Annotated in this window: 22 protein-coding genes and 1 tRNA gene; 13 read left to right on the forward strand and 10 right to left on the reverse strand. The window is 47.1% G+C overall.

The genetic code is table 11. From position 1 onward, the window contains the following. The 5 genes from KQI83_RS00065 to KQI83_RS00085 form a co-directional block, all read right to left on the reverse strand. On the reverse strand, positions 1–1,128 hold a 1,128-nt coding region (locus KQI83_RS00065), incomplete at its 3' end, for a xylulokinase (protein WP_216553830.1). A gap of 12 nt (positions 1,129–1,140) precedes the next feature. Beyond that, positions 1,141–1,773 (reverse strand): haloacid dehalogenase-like hydrolase, encoded by a 633-nt coding sequence (locus tag KQI83_RS00070; protein ID WP_216553831.1) that lies wholly within the window; start codon positions 1,771–1,773, stop codon positions 1,141–1,143. Positions 1,774–1,826: 53 nt separating this feature from the next. Beyond that, complete coding sequence (locus tag KQI83_RS00075) at positions 1,827–2,237, reverse strand: ATP-binding protein (protein WP_216553832.1); 411 nt, start codon at positions 2,235–2,237, stop codon at positions 1,827–1,829. Beyond that, entirely contained in the window at positions 2,234–3,769 is a 1,536-nt protein-coding gene (locus KQI83_RS00080) for a PP2C family protein-serine/threonine phosphatase (protein ID WP_216553833.1), read from the reverse strand. Before KQI83_RS00080 ends, KQI83_RS00075 begins: the two co-directional genes overlap by 4 nt. Before the next feature lie 63 nt (positions 3,770–3,832). Further along, positions 3,833–4,189 carry an STAS domain-containing protein gene (locus tag KQI83_RS00085; protein WP_253295439.1) on the reverse strand — a complete coding sequence of 119 codons (357 nt, stop codon included), beginning with the start codon at positions 4,187–4,189 and terminating at the stop codon, positions 3,833–3,835. A gap of 741 nt (positions 4,190–4,930) precedes the next feature. On the opposite strand from KQI83_RS00085, the gene KQI83_RS00090 reads away from it, so the two are divergent. The 3 genes from KQI83_RS00090 (at position 4,931) to KQI83_RS00100 (ending at position 8,664) form a co-directional block, all read left to right on the forward strand. After that, positions 4,931–5,284 (forward strand): STAS domain-containing protein, encoded by a 354-nt coding sequence (locus KQI83_RS00090; protein ID WP_216553834.1) that lies wholly within the window; start codon positions 4,931–4,933, stop codon positions 5,282–5,284. 230 nt (positions 5,285–5,514) lie between these two features. After that, complete coding sequence (locus KQI83_RS00095) at positions 5,515–7,728, forward strand: ATP-dependent helicase (protein ID WP_216553835.1); 2,214 nt, start codon at positions 5,515–5,517, stop codon at positions 7,726–7,728. A gap of 108 nt (positions 7,729–7,836) precedes the next feature. Continuing rightward, positions 7,837–8,664: a hypothetical protein gene (locus KQI83_RS00100; protein ID WP_216553836.1), complete on the forward strand. Its 828-nt coding sequence runs from the start codon at positions 7,837–7,839 to the stop codon at positions 8,662–8,664. A gap of 167 nt (positions 8,665–8,831) precedes the next feature. On the opposite strand, the gene KQI83_RS00105 is transcribed toward KQI83_RS00100, so the two are convergent. Then, positions 8,832–9,416 (reverse strand): HAD-IB family phosphatase, encoded by a 585-nt coding sequence (locus KQI83_RS00105; protein ID WP_216553837.1) that lies wholly within the window; start codon positions 9,414–9,416, stop codon positions 8,832–8,834. A 147-nt stretch (positions 9,417–9,563) separates the two neighbouring features. On the opposite strand from KQI83_RS00105, the gene KQI83_RS00110 reads away from it, so the two are divergent. The 6 genes from KQI83_RS00110 (at position 9,564) to KQI83_RS00135 (ending at position 15,355) form a co-directional block, all read left to right on the forward strand. Beyond that, positions 9,564–10,448 (forward strand): DUF5685 family protein, encoded by an 885-nt coding sequence (locus KQI83_RS00110; RefSeq protein WP_216553838.1) that lies wholly within the window; start codon positions 9,564–9,566, stop codon positions 10,446–10,448. Continuing rightward, the gene (locus tag KQI83_RS00115; RefSeq protein ID WP_216553839.1) at positions 10,449–11,048 is read left to right on the forward strand and encodes a J domain-containing protein; all 600 of its coding nucleotides are present in this window, start codon (positions 10,449–10,451) and stop codon (positions 11,046–11,048) included. Position 11,049: 1 nt separating this feature from the next. Next, positions 11,050–11,586: a hypothetical protein gene (locus KQI83_RS00120; protein ID WP_216553840.1), complete on the forward strand. Its 537-nt coding sequence runs from the start codon at positions 11,050–11,052 to the stop codon at positions 11,584–11,586. A gap of 71 nt (positions 11,587–11,657) precedes the next feature. Further along, positions 11,658–13,643: an Ig-like domain-containing protein gene (locus tag KQI83_RS00125; RefSeq protein WP_216553841.1), complete on the forward strand. Its 1,986-nt coding sequence runs from the start codon at positions 11,658–11,660 to the stop codon at positions 13,641–13,643. Between the two features lie 54 nt (positions 13,644–13,697). Then, positions 13,698–14,372, forward strand: coding sequence for a stage II sporulation protein M (locus tag KQI83_RS00130; RefSeq protein ID WP_216553842.1), 675 nt, complete (start codon positions 13,698–13,700; stop codon positions 14,370–14,372). Positions 14,373–14,383: 11 nt separating this feature from the next. Continuing rightward, on the forward strand, positions 14,384–15,355 hold the full coding sequence (locus KQI83_RS00135) for a DUF624 domain-containing protein (RefSeq protein ID WP_216553843.1): 972 nt from the start codon (positions 14,384–14,386) through the stop codon (positions 15,353–15,355). 103 nt (positions 15,356–15,458) lie between these two features. Here KQI83_RS00135 and KQI83_RS00140 read toward each other — a convergent pair whose 3' ends face one another. Next, entirely contained in the window at positions 15,459–17,177 is a 1,719-nt protein-coding gene (locus tag KQI83_RS00140; protein WP_216553844.1) for a phospho-sugar mutase, read from the reverse strand. Between the two features lie 257 nt (positions 17,178–17,434). On the opposite strand from KQI83_RS00140, the gene KQI83_RS00145 reads away from it, so the two are divergent. Further along, complete coding sequence (locus tag KQI83_RS00145; protein ID WP_216553845.1) at positions 17,435–18,442, forward strand: hypothetical protein; 1,008 nt, start codon at positions 17,435–17,437, stop codon at positions 18,440–18,442. Positions 18,443–18,492: 50 nt separating this feature from the next. On the opposite strand, the gene KQI83_RS00150 is transcribed toward KQI83_RS00145, so the two are convergent. The 3 genes from KQI83_RS00150 to hemW form a co-directional block, all read right to left on the reverse strand. Further along, the gene (locus KQI83_RS00150) at positions 18,493–19,872 is read right to left on the reverse strand and encodes a dockerin type I repeat-containing protein (protein WP_216553846.1); all 1,380 of its coding nucleotides are present in this window, start codon (positions 19,870–19,872) and stop codon (positions 18,493–18,495) included. 433 nt (positions 19,873–20,305) lie between these two features. Next, positions 20,306–20,394 (reverse strand) — tRNA-Ser (locus KQI83_RS00155). Positions 20,395–20,440: 46 nt separating this feature from the next. Further along, complete coding sequence (hemW, locus tag KQI83_RS00160) at positions 20,441–21,547, reverse strand: radical SAM family heme chaperone HemW (protein ID WP_216553847.1); 1,107 nt, start codon at positions 21,545–21,547, stop codon at positions 20,441–20,443. A 297-nt stretch (positions 21,548–21,844) separates the two neighbouring features. On the opposite strand from hemW, the gene KQI83_RS00165 reads away from it, so the two are divergent. The 3 genes from KQI83_RS00165 to KQI83_RS00175 all read left to right on the forward strand — a co-directional run bounded on the left by KQI83_RS00165 (position 21,845) and on the right by KQI83_RS00175 (position 25,023). After that, positions 21,845–23,434 (forward strand): peptide chain release factor 3, encoded by a 1,590-nt coding sequence (locus KQI83_RS00165; RefSeq protein ID WP_216553848.1) that lies wholly within the window; start codon positions 21,845–21,847, stop codon positions 23,432–23,434. A gap of 105 nt (positions 23,435–23,539) precedes the next feature. Next, positions 23,540–24,226 carry an RNA polymerase sporulation sigma factor SigK gene (sigK, locus tag KQI83_RS00170; RefSeq protein WP_216553849.1) on the forward strand — a complete coding sequence of 229 codons (687 nt, stop codon included), beginning with the start codon at positions 23,540–23,542 and terminating at the stop codon, positions 24,224–24,226. A gap of 92 nt (positions 24,227–24,318) precedes the next feature. After that, positions 24,319–25,023 carry an N-acetylmuramoyl-L-alanine amidase gene (locus tag KQI83_RS00175; RefSeq protein WP_216553850.1) on the forward strand — a complete coding sequence of 235 codons (705 nt, stop codon included), beginning with the start codon at positions 24,319–24,321 and terminating at the stop codon, positions 25,021–25,023. The last annotated feature ends 3 nt before the right edge of the window (positions 25,024–25,026 follow it).

Consider the following 25,026-nt stretch of genomic DNA (forward strand, 5'->3'; position numbering starts at 1 on the left):
ATGTGTATAAGAGACAGAGATCACGCCGTTTGCTCCGGGAGGTATCTTGCTGATCTCTACGGAAAGATAATCATAGAGGCTTGTATACTTGCTTTCGATATCATCTGTCACAGTGGTGTTGCTCAGATAAACGCCGATTTCATCCAACGCAAGATGTTCCATGACCCATTCAAAGCATTTTCCGGCTGTTTCCAATTCCGCGTAATAATTGAAGTAACCGTGCTTGGCGGACAGAACGCCTGTTATCATAGCATTGATATCGACGGTTTGATGATCCATAAAGGTCGATACCCATCCCGATGTTCCGACATAAATGTGCGTGTCTCCCGGTTTTGTGCATCCGGCGCCGATATTGACAAAGGTGGTGTCGCCGCCGCCACCGAAGACAGGGATTCCTTCTACGAGCCCGAGCTCCCGAGCCGCTTTCTCTGTAAGCCCTCCGACTAAATCCGTGCAGTCGATGATCTGAGGCATATGATCGGGATTCACTTTGTACATCTTCAAAAGACCTTTGTTCCATCCTTCCTTCCCCTTACGTGTATCATAAAGGAAGGTCGCAAAGGCGGTATCGGCAGTCCTGACGATCCTGCCGGTGCAGCGAGAAACGAGGTAGTCACCGATATCCAACCATTTATAGATCTTTTTGAAAGTCTCCGGTTCGTTGTTTTCCACCCACTTGTACTTCCATACCGGATCCTTTGCGCTGGTTGAGCCCGCGTAATTGACAAGCAGATTCCGCACAAGCTTATAAAGGCTGCAGCCTGAAACCTTGATGATGCCGCTGCCCATACATTCCTTGTATTCTTTAAAGCCCTTCTGATCGAGATAGTTCATCGGGCGTCTGAGGGCGTTTCCGTTTTCGTCAACAAAAACCGCTCCCTGCATCTGAGAACAGAACGCCATTCCTTCTATTTCATTGGGTTTAACATCTGATTTCTTTAACACATTACGCGTAGTTGAACAAATCGCGTTCCACCATTCTTCCACATCCTGTTCCGCGCCTCCGTTATCGGAAACGTAAAGGCCGTACTCGGCAGAAGCGCCCGCTACAAGATGGATTTGTGAATCGATTTGAAACAGGCAGGTTTTAACGCTGCTTGTTCCGAAGTCATAAATGATGATATACATTGACTCATCCTCTTATTCGTCGATATGGACGCTCCATCCCGTGTCGACTTTCTCATAAACCTTACTAAGGGTTTCCTCGTCCAAATCAGGCCAGTCAACGATGGTACGGGCTTTATCTTTTACCAGATACGCTTTTTCGGCGCACAAAGCAATCGGTGTGTCCGAAAGAGAGTCGGAATAAAAATGATCGATTTTCGGAAAGCCGTGGTCGATCATGTACTGTGCCTTTTCCTGCGCGTACATCAGGTTATGCAAAAACACTCCGTACTTACGGTTGAATTCCGTCGCCATGAAGTTCACGCCGAGCCTTTTAGCAATAGGTCCGATGATGCAGTCGGGCGACGCGCTGATGATCAGATCGTCGGGCTTTTTTTGAGCCAGATACCAAGGGGTGATCTTTTTCTCGTTTTTGTCCCAATAACGCTCGATCTGTTCATCAAAATCATCGATCAGCGTCAAATAGCAAAAAAACTCACGCTGCATCAGATACTCCGGCATTATTCCCAATTTTCGCTTGATCAGGTTTATTACCACTTTCGGAGCAAAGGTGAAACACAGCTTAGGATGCCGTTTCATACACCAGATAAAAAAGTCGATCGAACAGTCCGTAGGGAATATCGTTTTATCAAAATCATATACATTCATGTTGTTTCCTTTTCAGTGACCGATAAAGTAATCATCCATACTACTCTATCGGCTTAATTCAAATTCTTTTTTATGGTAAGGATATTCTTTCCTTCCTTGTATTCATAGCGCATATCGTCCATGCTGTTCTTGACCATATAGATGCCCAGCCCGCCTTTTTTGCGCTCTTTGACACCAAGCGTGATGTCGGGATCGGGCTTTGCGAGAGGATCGTACTGCTTGCCGTTGTCGATAAAGGTGATCTCAACCGAGAGCGGATCATCCAGCATTTCAACCTGCACCACGGCGACCCCGATTTTCTGATCGTAGGCATAGCTGGCGATGTTGACAAAAAGCTCCTCAACCGCAACGTCGATCGCAATTTGCGTCAGCATCGGACAGCCTGCATCTTCCAACTGTTCATCGATGAACGACTGTACCTTCAGCAGATTATTCCTGTCAGCCGCGATGACAAGCTCTTTCATGGATCTTCCTCCGCAGTGGCGTCATCCGGAGAACCGTTGTATTTCAATCCGACCATCGTCAAATCGTCAAACTGAGGAGCTTCTTTCACAAAAGCGTCGACAGCGGCGCGTACTCCCGCCAGAATCTCTTTTTGTGAAGCGCCCTTAGGAATCGCGTTGAGCGCTTCAACGGTGCGGTCTGTACCGAAGAGCTGATTGTTCGCGTCAGTGGCTTCGGCAACGCCGTCGGTGTAAACAAAAATGCTGTCGCCCTTCTTGAGTTGGATCTCGGTGTTCTTATACTTGGACATTTCAAATGCGCCGATCGCCAGACCATGCTTGTCCTTCAGCATTACATATTTTCCGGTCGTGTTGATGATAGGATACTCATGACCGGCGCTCGCGGTAGTGAGCTTGCCTGTACTGATTTCGAGGATACCCAGCCATACCGTCACGAACATATGCGCATCGTTGTTGGCGCAGACCTGCTTGTTGACTCTTTCGAGTATCTCTGCCGGAGAGCCGCCCATAAGAGCGTGGTCGTTGATAAGGATCTTTGAGGACATCATAAACAGCGCCGCCGGAACACCTTTTCCGGATACGTCCGCGATCACCATTCCGAGGTGATCGTCATCGATCATGAAGAAGTCATAGAAGTCTCCGCCGACCTCCTTAGCCGGATCCATGGAAGCATGGATATCAAACTCCGGCCGTTCGGGAAAAGCCGGGAAGATGGAAGGGAGCATACCGGTCTGGATCTCGGTCGCCATATTGAGCTCGGTCTCCGTAGACGCCAGCTTCCTGCTCTTGGCGTTGAAGATCACACAGTACATGATGATCAGCGACATCAAAACGATCCCGTACTGGCTGGCTTCGCCGAAGCTGCCGCCGATCAGGATAAATTCGATGAGCGGCAAAATGATAAAAGTCAAAGCAGCCGCTTTCTGGCTGACCGGGTTATGGGACTTAAGTATCATTATGGCCGTAAGAACAGATGTCACTGCAAGGAAAACTTCCTCGATCAAATTGATTGCCGTTTCCTCATACATCCCTTCAGCGGTGATTGTGAAGGTAACCGGTGTAAAAATATTTGCGAGCAAAACAATCGTTTGAACGACCAACAGGATAGGGATAAGCTTTTCTGCGAAACGGGCGAGCTTTCCCTCAAAGCCGAGCGTTTCTCTTACATACAGGTAGAAGAGGAAGATCATTGCAAGATCGATCAGCTTGCTCAAAAGGCAGAAAATGAAACAGAGCGTACGGCTATCCGGCACCAGTACCGTATAGCAGATTATTTCATTGGCGACAAAGCAGGCGCTTACCAAAAGGATCAGTATTCTGAAGGCTCTTATCCCTTCACCTTTCTGCGCCATACATCCAAAATACAGCGCCGCGCATATTAACGCTCCCAATGAATCTACGCCGGAATTATACAGATACGGCAGCAATCTCGCTTCGGAAAAAAAGGGAGCGCTGAATCCTATGATAAATAAGGCGGACGCGATAGTAAAAATCAGTCCGTATAATCGGATATCTTTCAATTTCTTAATCATATGTTCTCTCCGTCATATTGGTGCCTCACCGTTATCATCAAGCGGTGTAAGACCATGTAGTTATTACTCGATGTTGAACAAGCGACCGAATCCGGTCAGCTCAAAAACCACGTGAACAGGCTCAGTGAGATTGCAAACGACCATCTCTCCTTTGTCTTCCATATCCTGCAGAGCGCCGAGCAGAACACGCAATCCCGCGCTGGAGATGTATTCAAGCTTAGCAAGATCCATGGTCAGCTTCGTTGCGCCACCGACAACTTCATTGATCTTGCTTTCAAGATCGGGAGAAGTGATCGTGTCAAGTCTGCCTTCCAGCAGGAAGGTGTATTCGGACCCGTCTTTTGTCATCGAGATCTTCAGATAGCTGTTGCCGTCCGAACTCGATGTAGTATCCTTATTCTTTTTGTTAAAAAGACCCATGTTTATATCCTCCTGTTGTAATAATTATTTGACTATAGGTCAGATGCAGAAATTACATATTCATACTAATCCTTAATAAAAATCTTTATCATCTATTGCGCTATCCGAAATATATCACTAATATCTGATTAAATCTTTTTATCAAGGATTAGTATCAAATTTCAAAAATCCGATCATTCCGATTATGATTTTAACTGATAAATGATGTAAACACAAGACGTTAAAGAAAAAATTTTTTATCTTAGAGTTCCATTCTGGAACCCCACTCTTGAAAAAATCATTATAATTAGGTAGAATTAATCATGGATTTTTGTATGATTATTCCATATTAGGTCAAGTGGTCGTCACGGTCATTCCAAGTATCTTTCTCTGCTTTCGGGGAAATCTCGTAGATAGATAATCCTAACCGCAGCCGACAGCCTTGAAAAAGGATCTCTTTGAATTCATCAAAACAGAATTCAATTTAATAAATCATTCGATTATCTTAAGGAGGTTTACTCAAAATGTATCTGTACTAATCTCCGGTGCTGACAGTATGTGCCGAAATCGGATTCGGCATCCTCGGCACTTCGCTTGTGATGCTCCCCAAATTGAAAAAGAGAAAAGAGGAAGAAGCCGCTGAATAAACAGCTATAGATTCCGAAGTTGTTCGGCAAAAGTGATTCCGAGGCTCAAAAAGAGCTTCGGGATCACGAGGTAAATCAATAAAACTCAGTAAATTACAATCAGGAGGATACTAACATGGGACTTTTTGGAAAAAAGAAGAATACCGCTTCAAATGCGGGTGGTAACAACTATCTGAAGATAGAAACGTTAAAAGACGGAGCAGAATACACCTTTATGCTTGAAGGCAGAATTGACACCAACACTTCTCCCGAGCTTCAGAGCAAGGTGACTGAAGTAGTCGGTGACGCAAAGAAGCTGATTTTTGATTTTGGAAAGGTGGATTACATCTCCAGTGCGGGACTGCGCGTCCTGCTCGGCTCGGCGCAGGCTATGGAGGACAAGGGAGAGATGGTCGTCCGCAATCTCACTCAGTCTGTACGGGACATATTTTTACTTACGGGATTCAACCAGATGTTCAACATCGAATAAGACGCAAAGCCTGCCTAAAAATTTTGAAGACGATGATTTTGTGATATGATCACGCTGAATACAGGAAAGCAGTCGGGATGAAATTCTCGACTGCTTTTCTTTTAATTGAACTTCGATTCATTTCATGCTCACTATTGTTACAACATTGAAATTTTATCATTTTCAATGAGAATTATAGAAACGATTTGATATGTTACAATGGTTGACGAATTTGAATTTAGAGGGATATTATGACGAATTTAGTTGAAATCAAAGCACAATTTTCAACGCTTAACAATATGCAGCAGCAGGCGATCTTCCAGACAGAGGGTCCCGTACTGATCTTAGCGGGAGCGGGTTCGGGCAAGACCACCGTGCTCGTCAACCGCATCGCGTATATCATCCGTGCGGGATTGGCTCAGCCTTGGCAGATCTTAGCTATCACCTTTACCAACAAAGCCGCGGGCGAGTTAAAAGAGCGTATCGAAGCGGTCGGCGGGGAAGGAGCAGACGAGGTATGGGCGGCTACTTTCCATTCCACCTGTGCCAGAATTCTGCGCAGATACGGCGACAGATTGGGCTTTACGAGCCATTTTACGATCTATGATACCGATGACTCTCGCCGATTGATGAAAGAGATCTTTAAACAGCTCAATATCGACGAAAAGGTTTTGTCACATAAAAGGGTCTTGAACGAAATCTCAAAATACAAGGATAAGATGAAAGAGCCGAAGGACGTCAAGACCGCCGCGTCCTACGACAGCCGACTGAAGTATATCGCTCAAGCGTATGAGCTTTATCAACAGCGTTTGCTGACCTCCGACGCGATGGATTTTGACGATCTGATCTGCTATACGATCAAGCTGTTTGAACAGAATCAAGATGTACTGGAATACTACCAGCGCCGATTCAAATACATCATGGTCGACGAGTATCAGGATACCAATAAAAGCCAGTACCGTCTGATCAGCCTGCTTTCTCAGGCGAGAAACAATCTTTGTGTCGTCGGCGACGATGACCAGAGTATCTACCGCTTCCGCGGCGCGACGATCGAGAATATCCTCAGCTTTGAAAATGAATTCAAGGGCGCTGTCGTGATCCGTCTGGAGCAAAACTATCGCAGTACAGGCACGATCCTTGACGCGGCGAATAACGTTATCAAAAACAACGAGGAGAGAAAAGGCAAGACCTTGTGGACGGAAAATCCCAAGGGCGACCTCATCACCGTACATACCGCGTCAAGCGAGAGGGAAGAGGCGCTCTTTATCGCGCGCACGATCCTCGACGGCGTGTCGAAAGGTCGCAGCTTCTCCGATTACGCGATCCTGTACCGCATGAACGCGCAGTCGAACGCCGTTGAACAGGCGTTGTCCCGTTCGGGTATCCCGCACCGTGTGATCGGCGGCCATCGCTTCTATGACCGCGAGGAGATCAAGGACATGACCTCATACTTACAGGTCGTCAACAATCCGCACGACGATATCCGTCTGCGCCGTATCATCAATAAGCCCAAGCGAGCGATCGGAGAAGCGACGATGACCAAGGTTGCCGAGATCGCCGCGGGTATCGGCGAGAGCGTTTATTCCGTCATCAGACACGCGACGGATTATCCTACTTTGTCCCGTGCCGCCGTCAAGCTCGAGAGCTTTGCTAAGCTGATCGAGGGCTTTGTCGAAGCCGCTGAGTCAGGTGATTATTCTATTGCAGAATTATACAACCTGATTTTAGAGCATACCGATTACAAGAATTATCTGATCGCCGAAAAAGACGATTACGAACAGCGCATTGAGAATATCGACGAACTGTCCTCAAATATTATCAAATTCCAGGAGGATTACGGCGACGACGCGACCTTAGGCGCGTTCCTTGAGGAGATCTCCCTGATGACGGATATTGATAATTATGACGCCGAGACCGACAGCGTCGTGATGATGACGCTCCATTCCGCGAAGGGTCTTGAATTCCCTGTCGTTTTCATTCCCGGTATGGAGGACGGTGTGTTCCCGTCGATGGCGACGATCATGGAGCCGGGCGAGCTCAACGAAGAACGCCGCCTTGCGTACGTCGGTATCACCCGCGCGAAAGAGAAGCTCTATCTGATCAAGACCAGAGAGAGAATGCTCTTCGGTTCGACAACGCATAACCGTGAGTCCAGATTCGTTACCGAGATACCGTCCGCACTCATCGACAGAACAGGGAACGAGAATCCATACGCGAATCGTGTGACGGGCTCACACCCTCAACAGCAAATGCAGTTCAACCCCTTTATGAAGAAAAAGCCCGTGACCGCGCCTACTGCGAACCATTATAAGGTAGGCAACACCGTATTTCACAAGGCGTTCGGCAAGGGCTTGGTATTGAACGCGACTCCGATGGGCAATGATACCATGCTGGAGATCGCCTTTGATAAGGTCGGCACCAAAACGCTGATGGCGAACTTTGCCAAAATGGAGATACTGAGTTGATCTGAGTACTTTTCGTATCATGTAACGGCACTTTTAATCACAAATGATGAAAACCTCCGTATTATGTAATGATGAATTCCATCAAATCATAAATCGGAGGTTTTACTTATGCCTGATAATGTAGTTGAAACGGCTCAAAACCGTCCTCAGGGCGAGCCCGTATGCATTGACGCGCGCCGCGTCTATGACAGCTGCGGCGACAAAGATTGTCTGTCCGACCTGCCTGTCTACGTCAGCGAAGCGTCACAGGAGCTGATCGACGCCGCCGCCAATATCCGTATCCGCAGTGCGGACGCGTTGGACGTAGTGCTCGATATCGAGCCTGTACCGTTTAACCGCGGCTTCTATTCCATCGATATCATCTTCTATTTCGGCGTGACGCTTGACATCTATCCGTCAACCAATACCGCGCCGCAGCAGGTGAACGGTCTGTGTATCTCGGATAAGAAGGTCATTCTTTACGGTTCGGAAGGCAATGTCCGCGTATTCTCGTCGGATATGACAGCGGACGGGTACGACGTACAGAACCTGTCCATGCGCAGCCTGCCTACAGCAAACGTGCAGGTCGCAAAGCCCATCGCACTCGCGGTATCCGTCAAAGACAAACAGCAGTATCTTGATACCAACGTTTTGAATTACAACATTCCCGAAAGTATTCTCGATTATATCGGCGGGAACATCAGCGAGGACGGCGAAAAGATCGTTCTGGCGACCCTCGGTGTATTCTCGATCGTTCAACTCATGAGAAACGTACAGATGCTCATTCCGTCCTACGACTTCTGTATTCCCGAAAAGCGCTGCGAAAACTCTACCGACAGCCCGTGTGAGATGTTCTCGCGCCTTGACTTCCCGACGGACGAATTCTTCCCGCCAAATGTCACCGACCAGAACGGCGGCGACAGCGGCTGCGGTTGTGGATGCGAAACCGAAGAATGATCAAACCCTAAGAGAAGCCCTCCTGCTTTACGGCAAGAGGGCTGATTATATTCAATAGTCATTGCGAAGCCCCATTAGGGGATGTGGCAATCTCAACCGATTAAAAAGGTAAGGTATCCGGTGGACGCTTTAGCGCTTGCATCGGGGAAGTTTATTTGAAATTCGTATTATGTGCGCAGATTCTTTTTGTGGTGAGTGTAATCCCAGTCGATCAGCGTATCGCCGTCGACGATATAGGCTTTGTCGGCAAGCAGCGCGAGCGGTTCGTCGGAATAGCTGTCAGAGTAAAAGCTCTCGATCTTACCGTCGGGATAAAGCTCCCTGAACCGCTTCACCTTTTCGGCATGATAACAATTCAGACCGTCATACTTGCCTGTATTGATATCGACCTTTGAAGCGATCACGGTGATGTTCAGCTTCTTTTCAAGTGGTTTTAAAAGGAATTCGGGAGAAGCGGAGATGATGACGTCATCATCTTTATGTATCTTTTTGTAAAATGGTTTGATCCCCGATATTTTCTCTTTCCAGAAGCGCTCGACGTCCTCTTTACCCTTGATCGCTTTCAGAAACCGATACATCTTTTCCTTGAATTCGGTTTTCGTACCAATATGAAAGGCATAATACCGCACGGTGGCGTAGCCGATCAACGGCAGATATAAAAGCGTTTTCGGGTAATGACGAAAACACCAGAGCACAAAATCTCGGGTCGAATCATTGTAATAGATGGTTTTATCAAAATCAAATACGTTCATATCCTTGTTCCTTTGTAATAATACAGATTCATTATATCGCCTCCATGCCGGAAATACAACATATAATGCGCTAAAATTCATATTTTGTTAATGTATCAAGTATCGGAATATGATAGAATAATGATAATTAATATGGGGGATATGGACTTGTTTGGATATATCAAGGTCGACAGCGCTAATCTGCTGGGTAAAGAATATGAAGCCTACAAGGGAATATACTGTACCCTGTGCAAACAGCTTGGTAAGGAATATTCTGTCTTTGCGCGCTTTATCCTCAGCTACGACTGCACCTTTTACGCCATGCTCGGACTGGATCTCTGTCAAGAACCTCCCTGCTTCAAAGAGGGCAGATGCCGCTTTAACCCCTTCAAAAAATGCCATTATGCGGATACTAAAACCAAGGCGTTTTCTCTTGCGGCGGCTCTTTCCGTTATCTCAGCTTATTATAAGCTGAAGGATAACCTGCTCGACTCGCCATGGTACAAGCGAATCATATACCGATTAGTCCAGCCATTCTTCGCAAGCTGGCGTAAGAAAGCCGCAAAGAAATATCCTGAAATCGATATTTCCGTTTCAAAAATGATGGAAGAACAGCTCAAAGCAGAGAACAATCCCGACTGCGTCCTCGACAGAGCGGCTCAGCCAACCGCCGATATGCTGGGCGAGATGTGCGCTTTGCTGACGGAAGAAATTCCTCTGAGAGATAATCTCGATCAAAATACAACAAAGCGCGTCTTTCAGACATTAGGCTATTATATGGGGCGGTGGATCTATCTGATTGATGCCGCCGATGATTACGAAAAGGATAAAAAACACCATAATTTCAATCCTTTCCTGTTACCGAACACCGACGATTCCGTTGAGAATATCCGAGGAAATCTTAATCATGCCTTATCCGAAGCATTGCTTTCCTACGGACTATACGAAAAAGGCAGATACGACAGTATCATCAATAACGTACTGTGTGTGTCCTGCGTCAATATACAAAATAAGATTTTATCAGGCTTTCAAACAGACATCACGGAGGCTTAAATGAAGAATCCCTACGAAGTGCTCGGCGTATCCGAGAACGCGACAGATGAAGAAATCAAAACCGCCTACCGCAATCTGGCGAAAAAATATCATCCTGACAACTACACCGACAGTCCGTTAGCGGATTTGGCGGAGGAGAAGATGAAAGAGATCAACGAGGCGTATGACAGGATCTGTGATATGCGTCGCAACGGTTCGCGCAGTTCTTCTTCTACAGGCTCTTACGGCTCGTCGTCCTCTTATAACCGCACCTCTTATCCCGACGTGCGCCAGTATATCATGAACGGCAGACTCGACGACGCGATGGAGCTGCTCAACGGCGTACCCGAGGGCAGCCGCAACGCGGAGTGGTATTTCCTCATGGGTATGGTCTTTTCCAGAAAAGGTTGGAACGATCAAGCGTATAACTACTTCCAGCGCGCCTACCAGATGGACCCCGGCAATCAGGAGTATCAGGCGGCTTTCAACAGCATGAACGCCCGCCGTACCTATAACAATCCCGGCTACAATACCTCCGATAACATGGGCTGTTCCGCGTGCGATATCTGCAGCGGTATCTTGTGCGCAAATTGCCTGTGCAATTGCTGTCGCGGGTGCTGATATGAAAACTTCCGTAAAAGTTGCTTTGGGCGGCGTAGTAGCCGCCCTCAGTCTTGTTTTGATGTTTCTCTGTTCGGTGATACCCTTCGGCACCTTCGCCTTTCCTACCTTCGCGGGTATCCTTTTGATATTGCTCGTTATCAACCTCGGCTATGGATATGCTGTCGCGGTTTATTTTGTTACGGCTGTTTTATCCTTCCTTTTGGTCACGGATAAAGAGGCCGTTTTGTATTATACCGCCTTCTTGGGTTTTTATCCGATCATTAAAAGCCTGATCGAACGTATCCCATCTAAGATCGTACAGTACATCGTCAAATTCGCGTTGTTCAACGTCTGTATCATCGCCGCGTTCTTTATCGGTACATTGGTGCTGAATATCCCGAAAGAGAGCTTTACGCTGTTCGGCGTGTATCTGCCATGGCTGTTTTTGATCATCGGCAACATTTTCTTCATTCTTTACGACTTTTGTGTTACAAGACTTGTTACCATTTACCTGATAAAATGGCATAATCGATTCAATAAGAATACAAAACTGTAACTCACATTGCATTAATCGTCAAATAATAGTATCATTATGATAGATAATTGTAAAAGAAAGGAGATACGAATATGAAAAAGTATATCGACGGTATCATATCGCTGACGCTGGTCGTCGCGCTTATGCTATCGATTTTCGTATTTTCCTATCCCGCTGTCTCCGCTGCTGAATCCGATGGGGCAGAGGTCGCTTATGATATAGAAGACGAGCTTGCTGAGATCGGCTACACCCACCGCAACGTTTCCTTAGACAGTATTCCTGCCGATCATGACACGGATATCCGTACAGATATCACGGAGCTATATCTGAATAGATCCGTCGTATATCTTGATATCAATGAACGCTATCAGCTGAATCTGCTTGACGCGTATTCTCACACAATTAATACGAGAGCCGTTTTTACATCTTCAAATACCTTGATTGCCGACGTCTCCGCTTCGGGCGTCATCACTGCCAAAAAGAGCGGCATGACTACGGTCGCTGTTTCCGACCGCGTAACCGAAAGCGTATTGACATGTACCGTTTACGTCGGTGAGGGCTACGCGCCCACTCAGCCCCCTGCGCCAAAGCCGACTGACGAGCCGACCGATCCCCCCGAACCTACTCAGCCGCCGACGCAAGCTCCGACCCAGAAGCCTACTCAGGCTCCCGCTCCTACGCAGAAACCGACGCAGACTCCGACGACTGCTCCTCAGCCGACAAGTGTTTCCGAGACTCTTTCAATCAACGCAACCACCGCGACTGTTTATAAAGGCAACTATTATCATGTCGTTGCAAAGTCCAACGCCGCTGTCAGTTTCAAGAGCTCTAATACTTCTGTCGCTACCGTCAACAGTAACGGTATCGTTACCGCGCTTGCGACAGGTACCGTCACCATCACGGCGAGTACCTCGACAAAATCCGCAACCTGTAAGATCACTGTCAAATCCGGTTCTTCCGTGAACCTTTCTCATAAAACCGCCTCAGTTGACCGCTTCATGACTATCATGCTCAGAAGTACCACCTCAGGCGTGACATGGAGCAGCTCCGATCCATCGGTCGCTTCTGTCTATAACGAACTCAGCTACGGACTGGTAAAGGGCGAGAAGGCAGGTACTGCCGTCATCACCGTTTCCACTTCTACAGGCGCCGCCACCTGTCTTATGACGGTCGAATCTTCTTATCCCGTTCGGTTCGCTTATTCATCCCCGAACTGCGCCGCAAAGAACCAAGAAGTTACCCTTGTCTGCATTACCGACACGATGCGTACCGCTGTCAGATTCGCTGTCACCGTCGGCTCAGAGATCCGCTATGTCAACGCGACCTCTAAGGTCAAAGACGGCGAGACCTATGTCTGGAAGGGGACGACCTCTTTCTCGAGCGCGGGTACCTATAACGTCAAAGCATATTCGCAGTTCAATTACGGAGAAGGCTGGTACTCCTGCAAAGACGGCGAAACGACTGCCTTTGTCGCGAATTCCACCGATATGAAGACCACTGTCTGCGCTCCGCGCCGCGCTTCCGATGCGCTAATCCAGCTGATAGCGACCTTTGAGGGCTTCTTACCGTCTGTTTATATCGACACCTATACGGACGATCCCACGCTCGGCTACGGCGTACTGGTATTCACAGGAGAGAAGTTCTATAATGATCTGACCAAGGACGAAGCCTACGCTTATCTTGTTCAGAATGTCAATGACGCCGGCTATTCCAAAGACGTCAACACCTTCCTGCTTGATAAGAAGATCAAATTCAATCAGCAGCAATTCGACGCGCTGGTCTGCTATACCTACAATTGCGGCACAGGTCCGCTGTTTGACGACGACGAACTGATCTCTGCGCTGTGTAATTGCTCCAATAACGGTACGCGCGACTTCAACTATATCGCTAAACAAGGCTTTATCGACAAGCTCTGTCAGTATCATCATGCCGGCGATCAGTGCGTTTACGGTCTGTTATACCGTCGCGTCGATGAAACAGAGATGTTCCTCTACGGCGATTATGAGGCGGATTACGGCAACTATAAATATCCGATCAAATTCGCCTGCGCGAGAAATAAATCCTTCCGTACTTACTGATAACTTGTACACATAAACCATACAAGCCCTGCATAAGATGATTCAGGTGATTTTATGAAGGGCTTTGTATTTACGTTCAGAAACAATCAAAAACCATTACCGTTACCCGATCTGCGTCAGCACGGATACGACTTCAAGAAGCTGTTATCCCGATACGGTCTGCAAGCGGTATTCGGCGTCATGTTCCTTTTAGGACTGATCATCGGCGCTGTCAGCGGTCGGGGCTTCGGCAAAGAAACCTTTGAAAAGCTGGATCTGCTGTTTGTGACGAATATCGACGCGCGGATGGAGATGAATGTTTTCAGCATTTTTATCTCCTGCTTTGTGTCATACTTCCTCTTTATCTTTTGCATTTTCCTGTCCGGCTTTTCCGTGTGGGGCTTTTTGACGGTACCGATCCTGTCTGCATTGAAAGGCTTTACGGTCGGGCTATCTTCCGCGTTTGTCTTTTCACAGTACAGGCTGTCGGGTATCGGCTTCTACATACTGGTCGTATTGCCGGGGACGGTCCTGTTCCTCTTTGCGCTGATCCGCTACGCGGCATACAGTTTTCGGACGTCTTATCGTTTTCTCAGGCTGTCGATGTTCGGCTGTGAGCGCGAGCCTGAGATACGTTCTCACATCAAGATGTTTATCAAAAAGACCATATTCGCCCTGCTGTCCGTCAGCGGGTGTGCGGTTGTGGATATGGTATTATGGGTATTGTTTGCTAATAAATTCAGTTTTTAATTGAGGGTTCTATGGACAACGAAAGAAAAAGATTCAGGTTCGAGGTACTGCTTGAAAGGTATTTTACCAACTTTCACCGTATCCTCCTCACCAATTTGATATTTGCCGTACCGTCGGCGGTCGTATTCGCGGCGTTTTACTTCCTTGATTCGCTTATCTTCAAGGATACGCTGGCTGTTCCGTTCTTACTGCTGTCGATCATTCCGCTCTATCCTTTCTACGCGGGAGTGGTCATGGTCTGCCGCAATATTGCGAGAGGGGAGAGCGGCGTCCCTGTTTTCAAGAGCTTTCTGAGCGCCGTCAAGGATAACTTCCTGCGTTTTCTGCTGCATGGCGTTCTGATCTATGTTGCCGCTATGCTCAGCGTTCTGTCGATCTCGCTGTATGTTTCGATGCTGTCGGCAAGCTGGCTATTCTATGTCCTGCTGTTCTTCGTCATTGTGATCTCACTGCTTTTGCTGTACACGGCGTTCTACATTCCTTTGATGACCATTACCTATGATCTGCCGTTGAAGCACATATACAAAAACAGCTTTCTGATGTCTTTCGGTGAGTTCAAAAACAATATCTTCGCGACTCTCGCGTTAGCGGTCGTGTTCGGTATCTGCTTTACAGCATTCGCCTTCATCAATTCCGGTATGGCCAAGATCATTGTGATCGCCGCTTTATGGGTACTGCTAATCCCCGCCACCTGTACCTTTATGTATGTATTCTTCATCTATGACGGCATGACGGCGATCATTCGCGACAAAGAGGAACTCAGCCGCGAGTTGACGGATTCCATCGACAAGAGCCTTGAAGAACGCAAAAACGCAATGAATCCTCAAACAGTCGAAGAGGATTTTTCCGATATCGATATAAGCTCCTTAAAGGATACGGATGATTACATCTTCCACAATGGCAGAATGGTCAAGCAAAGTACACTCCTGCGCATGATACGCGAACGAGAACAGCAGGAAGCAAGCTCAAATAACAAAGAATGATAAAAGCCAAGCGTATTTCATTAGATCGCTTGGCTTTTCTATATGGTTCTTTACAAAAACACCGCGGGAACAGATTTGTCCCGCGGTGTTCAATAAACTAAAATTATTTCAGATAACCGCTCATATCTTCGGCGATCTTATCGGTGATAGCCTTTGCTTCATCAACAGTCGCGCCGATCGCGGTGATGTAGATCTTGATCTTCGGTTCAGTGCCGGAGGGTCTGACGATCGCGCAGTGTCCGCCCTGAGTGGTGTAGGAGAGGACGTTGGACTTCGGCAGATCGATCTTCTCGGTAGCGCCGGTCAGCAGGTCAGTCGCGACATGCGTGTCATAATCCGCTACGGATACGACCTGATAGCCTGCGATCTGTGCGGGAGCATTGGTACGTAAGCCGTCCATGATACTCGACATCTTCTGCATACCCTCAGCGCCTTCGAAGTAGAAGTCGAGCGTGGTATTCAGATAGTAGCCGTATTCATTGTAGATACCGTCGATGATATCGACCAAAGACTTGCCCTGCTTCTTATAATATGCCGCCATCTCACAGATCAGCATGGAAGCAAGCACCGCGTCCTTATCTCTGACATAGGAGCCCGAGAGATAACCGCAGCTCTCTTCAAAGCCAAATACAAAGCGATCTTCTTCGCCTTTCTGCTCAAGGCCTAAGATAATCTCGCCGATATATTTGAAGCCTGTCAGGCAGTTCTTCAGCTCACAGCCGTACTTTTTGCAGATCGCTTCAATGATCTTAGTGGTAACGATAGTCTTAACGACGATCGGATTCTCAGGCAGCGTACCCAGCTCCTTGCGGCACTTGAGGATATACTCGGTCAGCATAGCGCCGATTTCGTTGCCCGTGTACAGGCGATAGGTGCCGTCCGCGCGCTTTGCGGCAATGCTGACGCGGTCAGAGTCGGGATCGGTAGCCAGCAGTAAGTCAGCGTCGTTCGCTTCACAGTACTCAAGACCTTTTGCGAGCGCTTCTTTCAGCTCGGGGTTGGGGAAGGGGCAGGTAGTAAAGTTGCCGTCGGGATTCTCCTGCTCCTTGACAACGATAACGTCTTTCATACCGATATCGTCCAGTACGCGTCTGACGAGCTTGTTGCCCGCGCCGTTAAGAGGGGTATAGACGACCTTCAGGTCGGTATCCTTGCAAACGCCTGCGTTGACCTGATTCTTCTTGACTTCATCAAGGAAGCTATCGTATACTTCGTCCTTGACATATTCGATCATGCCGTTCTTGAGCGCTTCGTCAAAATCGCAGAGCTTGACATCGTCGAAGATATCCAGCGCCTGGATCTCGTCAAATACCATACCTGCCGCAACGTCGGTCATCTGGCAACCGTCCTCGCCGTATGCCTTATAGCCGTTATACTTCGCGGGGTTATGGCTTGCTGTTACCATGATACCGGCTACACAGCCCAGATTACGTACTAAGTAGCTGAGTACGGGAGTGGGTTCGAGTTCTTCGGAAATATATGCTTTGATGCCGTTTGCAGCCAAAACGCGAGCAGCTTCGATCTTAAAGAGATCGGAATTGATACGGGAGTCGTGAGAGATCGCGACAGCGCCCGTGCCGTATTTCTTTTTGATATAGTTAGCAAGACCCTGAGTCGCATGACGAACGACATAGATGTTCATACGGTTAGTACCCGCACCGAGAACGCCGCGCAGACCCGCTGTACCGAATTTCAGCGGGGTATAAAAGCGCTCGTAGATCGCGTCGTTATCGTCCTTGATAGAAGCGAGTTCCTCTACAAGCTGAGGATCTTCGGTCGCTTTTTCGAGCCATTCATTATAAATCTTCATATAATCCATCATATCACCCTCATAAATCAATTTAGGTTTCTATAACCTTTTTTAATATAGCATAAATCCGTTCTGTTGACAACATCAAAATCCCGATATCTCCGATATTTATTGAATTATCACAATAATCCTTTCACAAAACAGTAATAAATAACGATATTTTAAAGCCGGCACTTTCCGTCGAATGGTACAAAAAGCCGCGTAATACTTGATTTATCTAAAATGCTGTAGTATGATATATAACGATTGAAATTTGGGAGGTTATAATCATGAGTGAAAATAACATAAATGAAAACATCAATCCCGAGGTAACGGAAGAAGAAATCGAAACTGCCGCTACCGAGGAAGTCACCGAAACCGTTGAAGCTATCGCGGAAACAGAGGAAACTGCCGAAGCAGAAGCGGTTGAAGCGACCGAAGAAGTTCAGGAGACTGCTGAGACTATCGAAACAGAAGCAGTGGAAGCTGTTGCGAAAGAAGAACCTGCTCCTGTTGCAGAAACAGAAGCAACTCAGGAAGAAGCGAAACCCGCTAAGAAAAAACCTTTCCTGCAGGTTCCTGTCATCATCGCTCTGTGCCTGATCGTCGCTACACTGCTTGGCTACTTTGTCTTTGTCGGCTTCTTCCTGAAAGAGCCCGAGGGCGTTACCTGGTCAAGCGAACAGGACGGCGCGACCTACTATTATGAATTCAAGAACGACGGTACTTTCCAGGCGAATATCGGCAGTATCGAGATCAACAGCACTTATCAGAAGACAAAGAGCGCGGACGGCAACACCATCACTGTCGGCACTAACTTCGGCAGCTTTTATGCAAACGCTCCCGCGACCTACACCATCAGCGGCTCCCGTCTTTTCGGCGGTCAGACTCTGAACGGCTCCTACGGCGAAGGCTATGATTTCACGTTGACTCAGGCGACCAAGAAGATCATGATGCCTGATCTTCCCGAAAATTTTGAGGCGAATGAAGACCTGGTCGGTACATGGATCTTCAAGTACATGGGTTACGATATCTATAAAGTCACCTTCGGCAATAATGGTTCTATGATCCTTGAATTCGTACAGGACGGCATCAAGTATAACGGCACTTACACGTTCGATGATTCTACCATCAACTTCACCTACTGTGTAGCTGAGAATGTAGCCGTTCCCGTTGATTACGCTATTGTCGACAAAGATAATCTCACCTTTATGGGCTACAACTTCGTTCGCGAGGGCAGCGCCGCTGCCGAGGCAACTCCCGACCAGCAGATCATTACCTCTGCCGCTCAGGAATAATCAAAGATATGGCGATACCCCGCTGATTCAGCGGGGTATTTTTTCTATGCCTATAATGTTCTTTTCATCAAAGCTACGTCAACCGCGTTAATCCTCCCGTCGTTCGACAGATCAGCCGCTACGGTATATACTCCGTTGAAATCCGCCGCGCCGATCAGATAATCCAGCAACAGATTGACATCGCGTGAGTTGCTGTTTCCTTCGCCTGTCAGATCGCCGTTGACAGACAGTTCAAAGGTAAATTCATTACCGCCCGAGCCGAATACCGCTGTCATCGCTGTACCTACTGAGCCGCTTGTTTTAACGGAACCGTCACGATAGAGCGCTACTGACCATCCATCATATCTCATATTGCTTTTAAATTGACTGATCGTCGTTTCGGGCGGGATATCATAAATATACAGCCGACCTTGATCGACCTGATAAACGTCGGAAGATATCTCTGACAAATCAATGGCAGAATTGTCGGAATCAGAACGATTAATAGCAGGAGAAGCGTTTTGATTACTTGCGCTATTGTTGTTATCAACACGATTTAATTCGGTAAAGTCATCAGGTTCGACCGAAGAATAGGTTCGATCGCCGACCGCGATAATATCGCCCGCATTATTCCACAACAGCGAAGGTTCAAACGACAGCCTGTATGAGCTGACCTTATTACCGCTGCTGATATCATATCCGTTGATAACCGAACCGTTGGGATAATACAGCCTTTCCCCGATCACACAACCGCCTGCTGTTCCGAATCGACTATCCACAGTAAACGATCTTGCAATTCGATTACCGTCGATCACATAAGCGCGCCCGTATTCAGATACAAATACATCTGAGTCGGCAGGGGATAGGGGAGGCTCGACCTCATATCCGTTAACGGCGGTAAAGTGATTTCCCGAGAGCGTATACAACGTATTATCGCTGACAGCATAGACGCCCGAATCATAACCGCTGCATAAGCCGATGATCCGTTGATTAAATCGGTAACGACTGAGAAGATTTCCATCGTAGGAAAACGCCATCAATTCACTGTTGTTTCGATGATTCTCGATATAGATCGCGTTATCGTCACAGCAAAAATCCGTATCATTATTCAGCTTCTGATCATATATCGCAAAGCTGTCGAGCATATCCGTGTCATGGTAATACACATAGACGATCAGGTAGTTGTGAGCGGTATCGTTACAGAACACAACGATCTTTCCGTGATACGCGCAAACGCCGCTGACAGTATAAGACAGGTTCAGTCCTGCGCTGACTGAGTCAGCCGTATAGCGTGTGATATCTACGTGCGAGTCGTTGAAGCTGACGACATACGCGCCGCTGCTGTCTGCGCTCCGATAGACACGGGAACTTTGAACGGTGAAAGCAGATGAAGTCAATACGGCGATCAACAGGATAACAATTGCCATTATCAAACACAATGACCGCTTCATCGCCCTCACTCCATTCTATTACAAAGTTCTACATTATTTGACATTATTATACAGGAGTAAAGTTTTTACTGCAATAGATAATCAAGACAATAAGTAATAATATTTTCCATATTATCAAAAAGACTTGTGCCTTGGCACGGTCGCCTTCGAATCCCGCCGCTTCCCGCTGAAATAGAAAGAGGTTGTCCCATCGACAACCTCTGATCCATATGGCGGAAGCGGTGTATGCTTGTATTGTTTTTGTAGTACATCTCGCATGATAGCGTTGTAATATTGAAAAGCTCTATCTGCGCTCTCCCTACAAACAGTCCACCGGACTGTTTGTACCTGCGATGTGCGCTTACGCTTACATCTTGGCACGGTCGCCTTCGAATCCCGCCGCTTCCCGCTGAAATAGGAAAGAGGTTGTCCCATCGACAACCTCTGATCCATATGGCGGAAGCGGTGGGATTCGAACCCACGAGCCCGTGAGGACTACCTGATTTCGAGTCAGGCCCGTTATGACCACTTCGATACGCTTCCGTATTCAATTGCGCAACTGTTATTTTACTTTGTTTTCGGAATAATGTCAAGTGTTTTCTAATAAATAAGCAATAACAGCGTTAGAAACCAAAAAGCCTTTGACCGTCAATGAAACATTATCATCGGTGACATTACACAATCCTTGCTGCTCCAATCTTTCAGCGGCTTTGATCAATCTTTGACTGACTTCCTTACCGAATCTCGCTTTATATTGATCAAACACCAATCCCTCAGTCAGCCTGAGCGCCAGCATGATATATTCCTCGCTGTCGCCGCCTGCTGATTCCTCGCAGATCTCATTATCATAAAAATGCTGAAAATCATTGTCGTAATAAAATCTTTGTCCGTCAATAAAGGAATGCGCAGAAGGGCCAATCCCGAGATACTCTTCATCATGCCAATAGTGCAGATTATGACGGCTCTCGTATCCGTTATGAGCAAAATTAGATATCTCATATTGCGGATATCCTAATTTCGATAGCATTTTCACCGTCTGTTCATAGAAAGCCGCCTGTTCATCATCCGCGAAAAACAGGAGTTGATCTCTCATTTTGTAGAAAGGCGTTCCTTCTTCGACTTTCAGGATATACGCAGAGATATGCTGAACCTGACATTCGGCACAGAATCGCAGTGTATGCTCCAAGCTATCCATCGTCTGTTCAGGGATCGCGAGCATCACGTCAAGAGAAATATTGTCAAATCCCGCTTGCTGTGCTCGCTCAACGGTACGGCGAGCGTCCATAGCGGTATGCCGTCTGCCAAGTATCTTCAATTCGTTATTATTCGCGCTCTGCATACCGATGGACAGACGGTTGAATCCCGCCTTTTTCATCAATGAAAAATCCAAGTCATCACTTGACGTCGGATTCACTTCAACGGTGATCTCGGCATTATCCAAAACCTGAAAAGACTCAAATATACTGTTCAATATCTGTATCAGTCGATTATGACCAAGTAGGGAAGGGGTGCCGCCGCCGAAATAGACGGTATCAACTTCTCTGACGATCCGCTTACCCCAATCTCTGATCGTAGAGATCAGGTGTTCGGTAAATAGACTCAGTTGTTCTGAATTCGCACACTTACTGAAAAAATTGCAGTAGTTGCATTTGCCGTCACAGAACGGAATATGCAGATAAAGACCGATCGGCTCCATGTTTTCTCCTTATCATTTCTCATATAAAGGGGTGAGGCAGGAACCAAAGTTCCTGCCTCAATTTGGAAGGTATATGAAAAAACTTAGATGAATTCTTGTTTGTAAAGCTATTTTAATAAAAAATCACCAAAAAGTCAAGTGCATTTGTCTATTTTACCGTAGAAAAAACTACCCTAAACTTGTTGACTTTTACCATAGATTAATAGTAAAATTATATCGTATCACCAAAAATGACGTTGCTACTACAGCACTTTGCACTAAGGAATTGTCATATTGACGAAAACACGGAGGTTCCCATTGAGCACTTTGACCGAACAAATCAACAAGCGGCGTACCTTTGCTATTATCTCCCATCCTGACGCCGGTAAAACGACCTTGACAGAAAAGCTCCTGTTATACGGCGGCGCGATCAATTTAGCGGGTTCCGTTAAGGGCAAAAAGACCGCAAAGCATGCGGTTTCCGACTGGATGGAGATCGAGAAACAGAGAGGTATTTCCGTCACTTCTTCTGTTTTACAGTTCAAATACGACGGCTACTGTATCAATATTCTTGATACGCCCGGACACCAGGATTTCTCAGAGGATACCTATCGCACCTTGATGGCTGCTGACAGCGCCGTCATGGTCATTGACGCGTCCAAGGGCGTTGAGAACCAGACCAAGAAGCTCTTCAAGGTCTGCGTCATGCGCCATATTCCGATCATCACCTTCATCAATAAGATGGATCGTGACGCGCAGAATCCCTTCGATCTGCTCGAGGATATCGAGAATGTCCTCGGCATCAATACCTGTCCGATGAACTGGCCGATCGGCTCAGGTAAGGAATTCAAAGGCGTATACGACCGCAAGAAGGGCAAGATCCTGTCCTATACCGCCAATAACGGTCAGCGCGAGGTCGAGCAGGAAGAGATCTCCTTAGATGATCCCGATCTCGAATCCAAGCTCTTTTACGGACAGAAGGATACGCTCTTTGATGATATCGACCTTCTCGACGGCGCGGGCAATGAATTCGATATTGACATGGTTCGCAAGGGTCAGCTGACGCCCGTTTTCTTCGGTTCGGCATTGACCAATTTCGGCGTAGAGCCTTTCTTACAGGAATTCTTACAGCTCACGACAGGTCCTTTACCGCGTGAAGCAGGCGACGAGCTGATCGCTCCCGACTCCGATTTCTTCTCAGCCTTCGTCTTTAAGATCCAGGCGAACATGAACAAGGCGCACCGTGACAGAGTCGCTTTCATGCGTATTTGCTCCGGCAGATTCGATAAGAATATGGAAGTTTATCATGTGCAGGGCGACAGAAAGATGAAGCTCTCTCAGCCCCAGCAGATCATGGCTCAGGAGCGCGAGATCGTCGAAGAAGCCTACGCGGGCGACATCATCGGCGTATTCGATCCCGGTATGTTCTCCATCGGCGACACCATCGTCACCCCGGGGCAAAAGTTCCAGTTTAAGGGTATCCCTACCTTTGCGCCCGAGCATTTCGCTTTGGTACGCCAAAAGGATACCATGAAGCGCAAGCAGTTTGTCAAAGGTATGAACCAAATTGCGCAGGAAGGCGCCATCCAGATCTTCCATGAGCCTGAATCAGGTATGGAAGAGGTCATCGTCGGCGTTGTCGGCGTACTGCAGTTTGACGTACTGAAATACCGTCTTGAAAACGAATACAATGTCGAGATCATCATGGAGAGCACACCGTATCAGTTTATCCGCTGGATCACTTCCGATGTAACGGATTACAAGTCGCTTGATCTTGCTTCCGACACCAAGGTCGTCGCTGATTTTCGCGATAACAAGCTGTTGCTGTTCCGTTCCGAATGGAGCATCGACTGGGCGCTTGAGCATAACAAAGGCTTATCCTTACAGGATTTCGGCAACGCTGAATAATTCATTTGAGATCACCGTGGTTCTTTTACCGATCTCGCAATGACATTTTAAACAGACAAGCAAAACACAACCATCTTGTGAATACAATTTCATGAGGTGGTTTTTTTGTTTGCATTTTTATCCTATATCAGTCAGTACATTTTCCTGTTCGTCCTGCATATCGCTCACAGCGAGAGCTTTCCGAAGCCCTTGAAAAAGGCGGAGGAACAACATTATCTGGAGCTTGCCGCAAAGGGCGACAAAAACGCCCGCAATATCCTTGTCGAGCACAATCTGCGCTTAGTCGCGCATATCATCAAAAAGTATTATCAGAACGACAGCAGTCAGGACGATCTTGTGTCGATCGGTACGATCGGTCTGATTAAGGCGATCAATACCTTTGACATCAACAAAAATATCAAGCTGTCTAGCTACGCGTCCCGCTGTATCGAGAATGAGATCCTCATGCACTTTCGCAATAACCGCAAATCCTCGCAGGACGTTTCTCTCAACGACACCATCGATACCGATAAAGACGGCAATCCTCTGACCTTGATGGACATTATCGCTTCCGATATGGACGTTGCGGAGGACGTTGACACTAAAATCCATTTGGCGGTAATGAATGATTATATCAATGAAACACTCTCACCACGCGAGAAAGAGATCATCATCAACCGTTACGGAATCGGCGGCGTTAAAGTGCAGACCCAGCGCGAATTGGCAAAGAAGCTGAATATCTCTCGCTCTTATATCTCTCGTATCGAGAAAAAGGCGCTTGGAAAGCTGAAAAAGCGGTATGAAAAAGGCTGAATATTTCGATTCAAATAATCCTCTTATTGACTATATCCGAAATAAAAGTATAATAAACAGTGTAGCTTTCATATACATGAATCGGTGATGATATGAAAGTAAAAACGATCTATCTGATTATTCTCGCGGTACTCTTGATTTCCTTTTGTATCGTGATGTTCTCGGCTTTTTCCAATATTACCGCACATACTTCTGCGGATATCGACGACGACCGTATCACCGTCATTATCGACGCGGGACACGGCGGCGAGGACGGCGGAGCGGAAGTCAACGGTATTTTGGAAAAGGATATCAACCTGAGTATCGCAGATAAACTCGCCGATACGCTGCGCCTGTGTGGTGTACGCGTAACAGAGATACGTGACGAAGATATCTCTGTATATGATGACAGCGCGCAATCGCTGAGAGAGAAGAAGGTATCGGATTTAAAACACCGTGTCGAGATCGTGAACGGATCTGAAAACAATATCCTTGTCAGCATTCATCAGAACAAATTCGACAACAACGCCTACAGTGGGGCACAGGTGTTTTATTCATCTAACAATGATAAGAGCCGTGTCCTTGCGGAATCGATTAGAAACTCTGTCGTATCATTGCTCCAGAATGATAACACACGTGAGTTGAAGCCCGCGAATTCTGATATCTATCTGTTAGATAACGCGACTGTCCCCGCCGTGATCGTAGAGTGCGGCTTTTTATCCAATGATGAAGAACGCGCAAAGCTGCTCGACAGCGGCTATCAAAGTGAAATGGCATACTCGATTGCAATGGGTGTGCTCGAATACATCGACCAATAACGA

The organism is Roseburia sp. MSJ-14 (assembly GCF_018918225.1).
Lineage (GTDB): Bacteria > Bacillota > Clostridia > Lachnospirales > Lachnospiraceae > Petralouisia.

Excerpts from the sequence above, each read along its gene's own strand:
- KQI83_RS00125 (WP_216553841.1), top strand. The coding sequence starts at position 11,658 with ATGAAAAAGTATATCGACGGTATCATATCGCTGACGCTGGTCGTCGCG.
- KQI83_RS00120 (WP_216553840.1), top strand. The coding sequence starts at position 11,050 with ATGAAAACTTCCGTAAAAGTTGCTTTGGGCGGCGTAGTAGCCGCCCTC.
- KQI83_RS00145 (WP_216553845.1), top strand. The coding sequence starts at position 17,435 with ATGAGTGAAAATAACATAAATGAAAACATCAATCCCGAGGTAACGGAA.
- KQI83_RS00140 (WP_216553844.1), bottom strand. The coding sequence starts at position 17,177 with ATGATGGATTATATGAAGATTTATAATGAATGGCTCGAAAAAGCGACC.
- KQI83_RS00105 (WP_216553837.1), bottom strand. The coding sequence starts at position 9,416 with ATGAACGTATTTGATTTTGATAAAACCATCTATTACAATGATTCGACC.
- KQI83_RS00090 (WP_216553834.1), top strand. The coding sequence starts at position 4,931 with ATGGGACTTTTTGGAAAAAAGAAGAATACCGCTTCAAATGCGGGTGGT.
- KQI83_RS00115 (WP_216553839.1), top strand. The coding sequence starts at position 10,449 with ATGAAGAATCCCTACGAAGTGCTCGGCGTATCCGAGAACGCGACAGAT.
- KQI83_RS00130 (WP_216553842.1), top strand. The coding sequence starts at position 13,698 with ATGAAGGGCTTTGTATTTACGTTCAGAAACAATCAAAAACCATTACCG.
- KQI83_RS00175 (WP_216553850.1), top strand. The coding sequence starts at position 24,319 with ATGAAAGTAAAAACGATCTATCTGATTATTCTCGCGGTACTCTTGATT.
- hemW (WP_216553847.1), bottom strand. The coding sequence starts at position 21,547 with ATGGAGCCGATCGGTCTTTATCTGCATATTCCGTTCTGTGACGGCAAA.
- KQI83_RS00075 (WP_216553832.1), bottom strand. The coding sequence starts at position 2,237 with ATGAAAGAGCTTGTCATCGCGGCTGACAGGAATAATCTGCTGAAGGTA.
- KQI83_RS00070 (WP_216553831.1), bottom strand. The coding sequence starts at position 1,773 with ATGAATGTATATGATTTTGATAAAACGATATTCCCTACGGACTGTTCG.
- KQI83_RS00085 (WP_253295439.1), bottom strand. The coding sequence starts at position 4,189 with ATGGGTCTTTTTAACAAAAAGAATAAGGATACTACATCGAGTTCGGAC.
- KQI83_RS00150 (WP_216553846.1), bottom strand. The coding sequence starts at position 19,872 with ATGAAGCGGTCATTGTGTTTGATAATGGCAATTGTTATCCTGTTGATC.
- KQI83_RS00080 (WP_216553833.1), bottom strand. The coding sequence starts at position 3,769 with ATGATTAAGAAATTGAAAGATATCCGATTATACGGACTGATTTTTACT.
- KQI83_RS00095 (WP_216553835.1), top strand. The coding sequence starts at position 5,515 with ATGACGAATTTAGTTGAAATCAAAGCACAATTTTCAACGCTTAACAAT.
- KQI83_RS00100 (WP_216553836.1), top strand. The coding sequence starts at position 7,837 with ATGCCTGATAATGTAGTTGAAACGGCTCAAAACCGTCCTCAGGGCGAG.
- KQI83_RS00135 (WP_216553843.1), top strand. The coding sequence starts at position 14,384 with ATGGACAACGAAAGAAAAAGATTCAGGTTCGAGGTACTGCTTGAAAGG.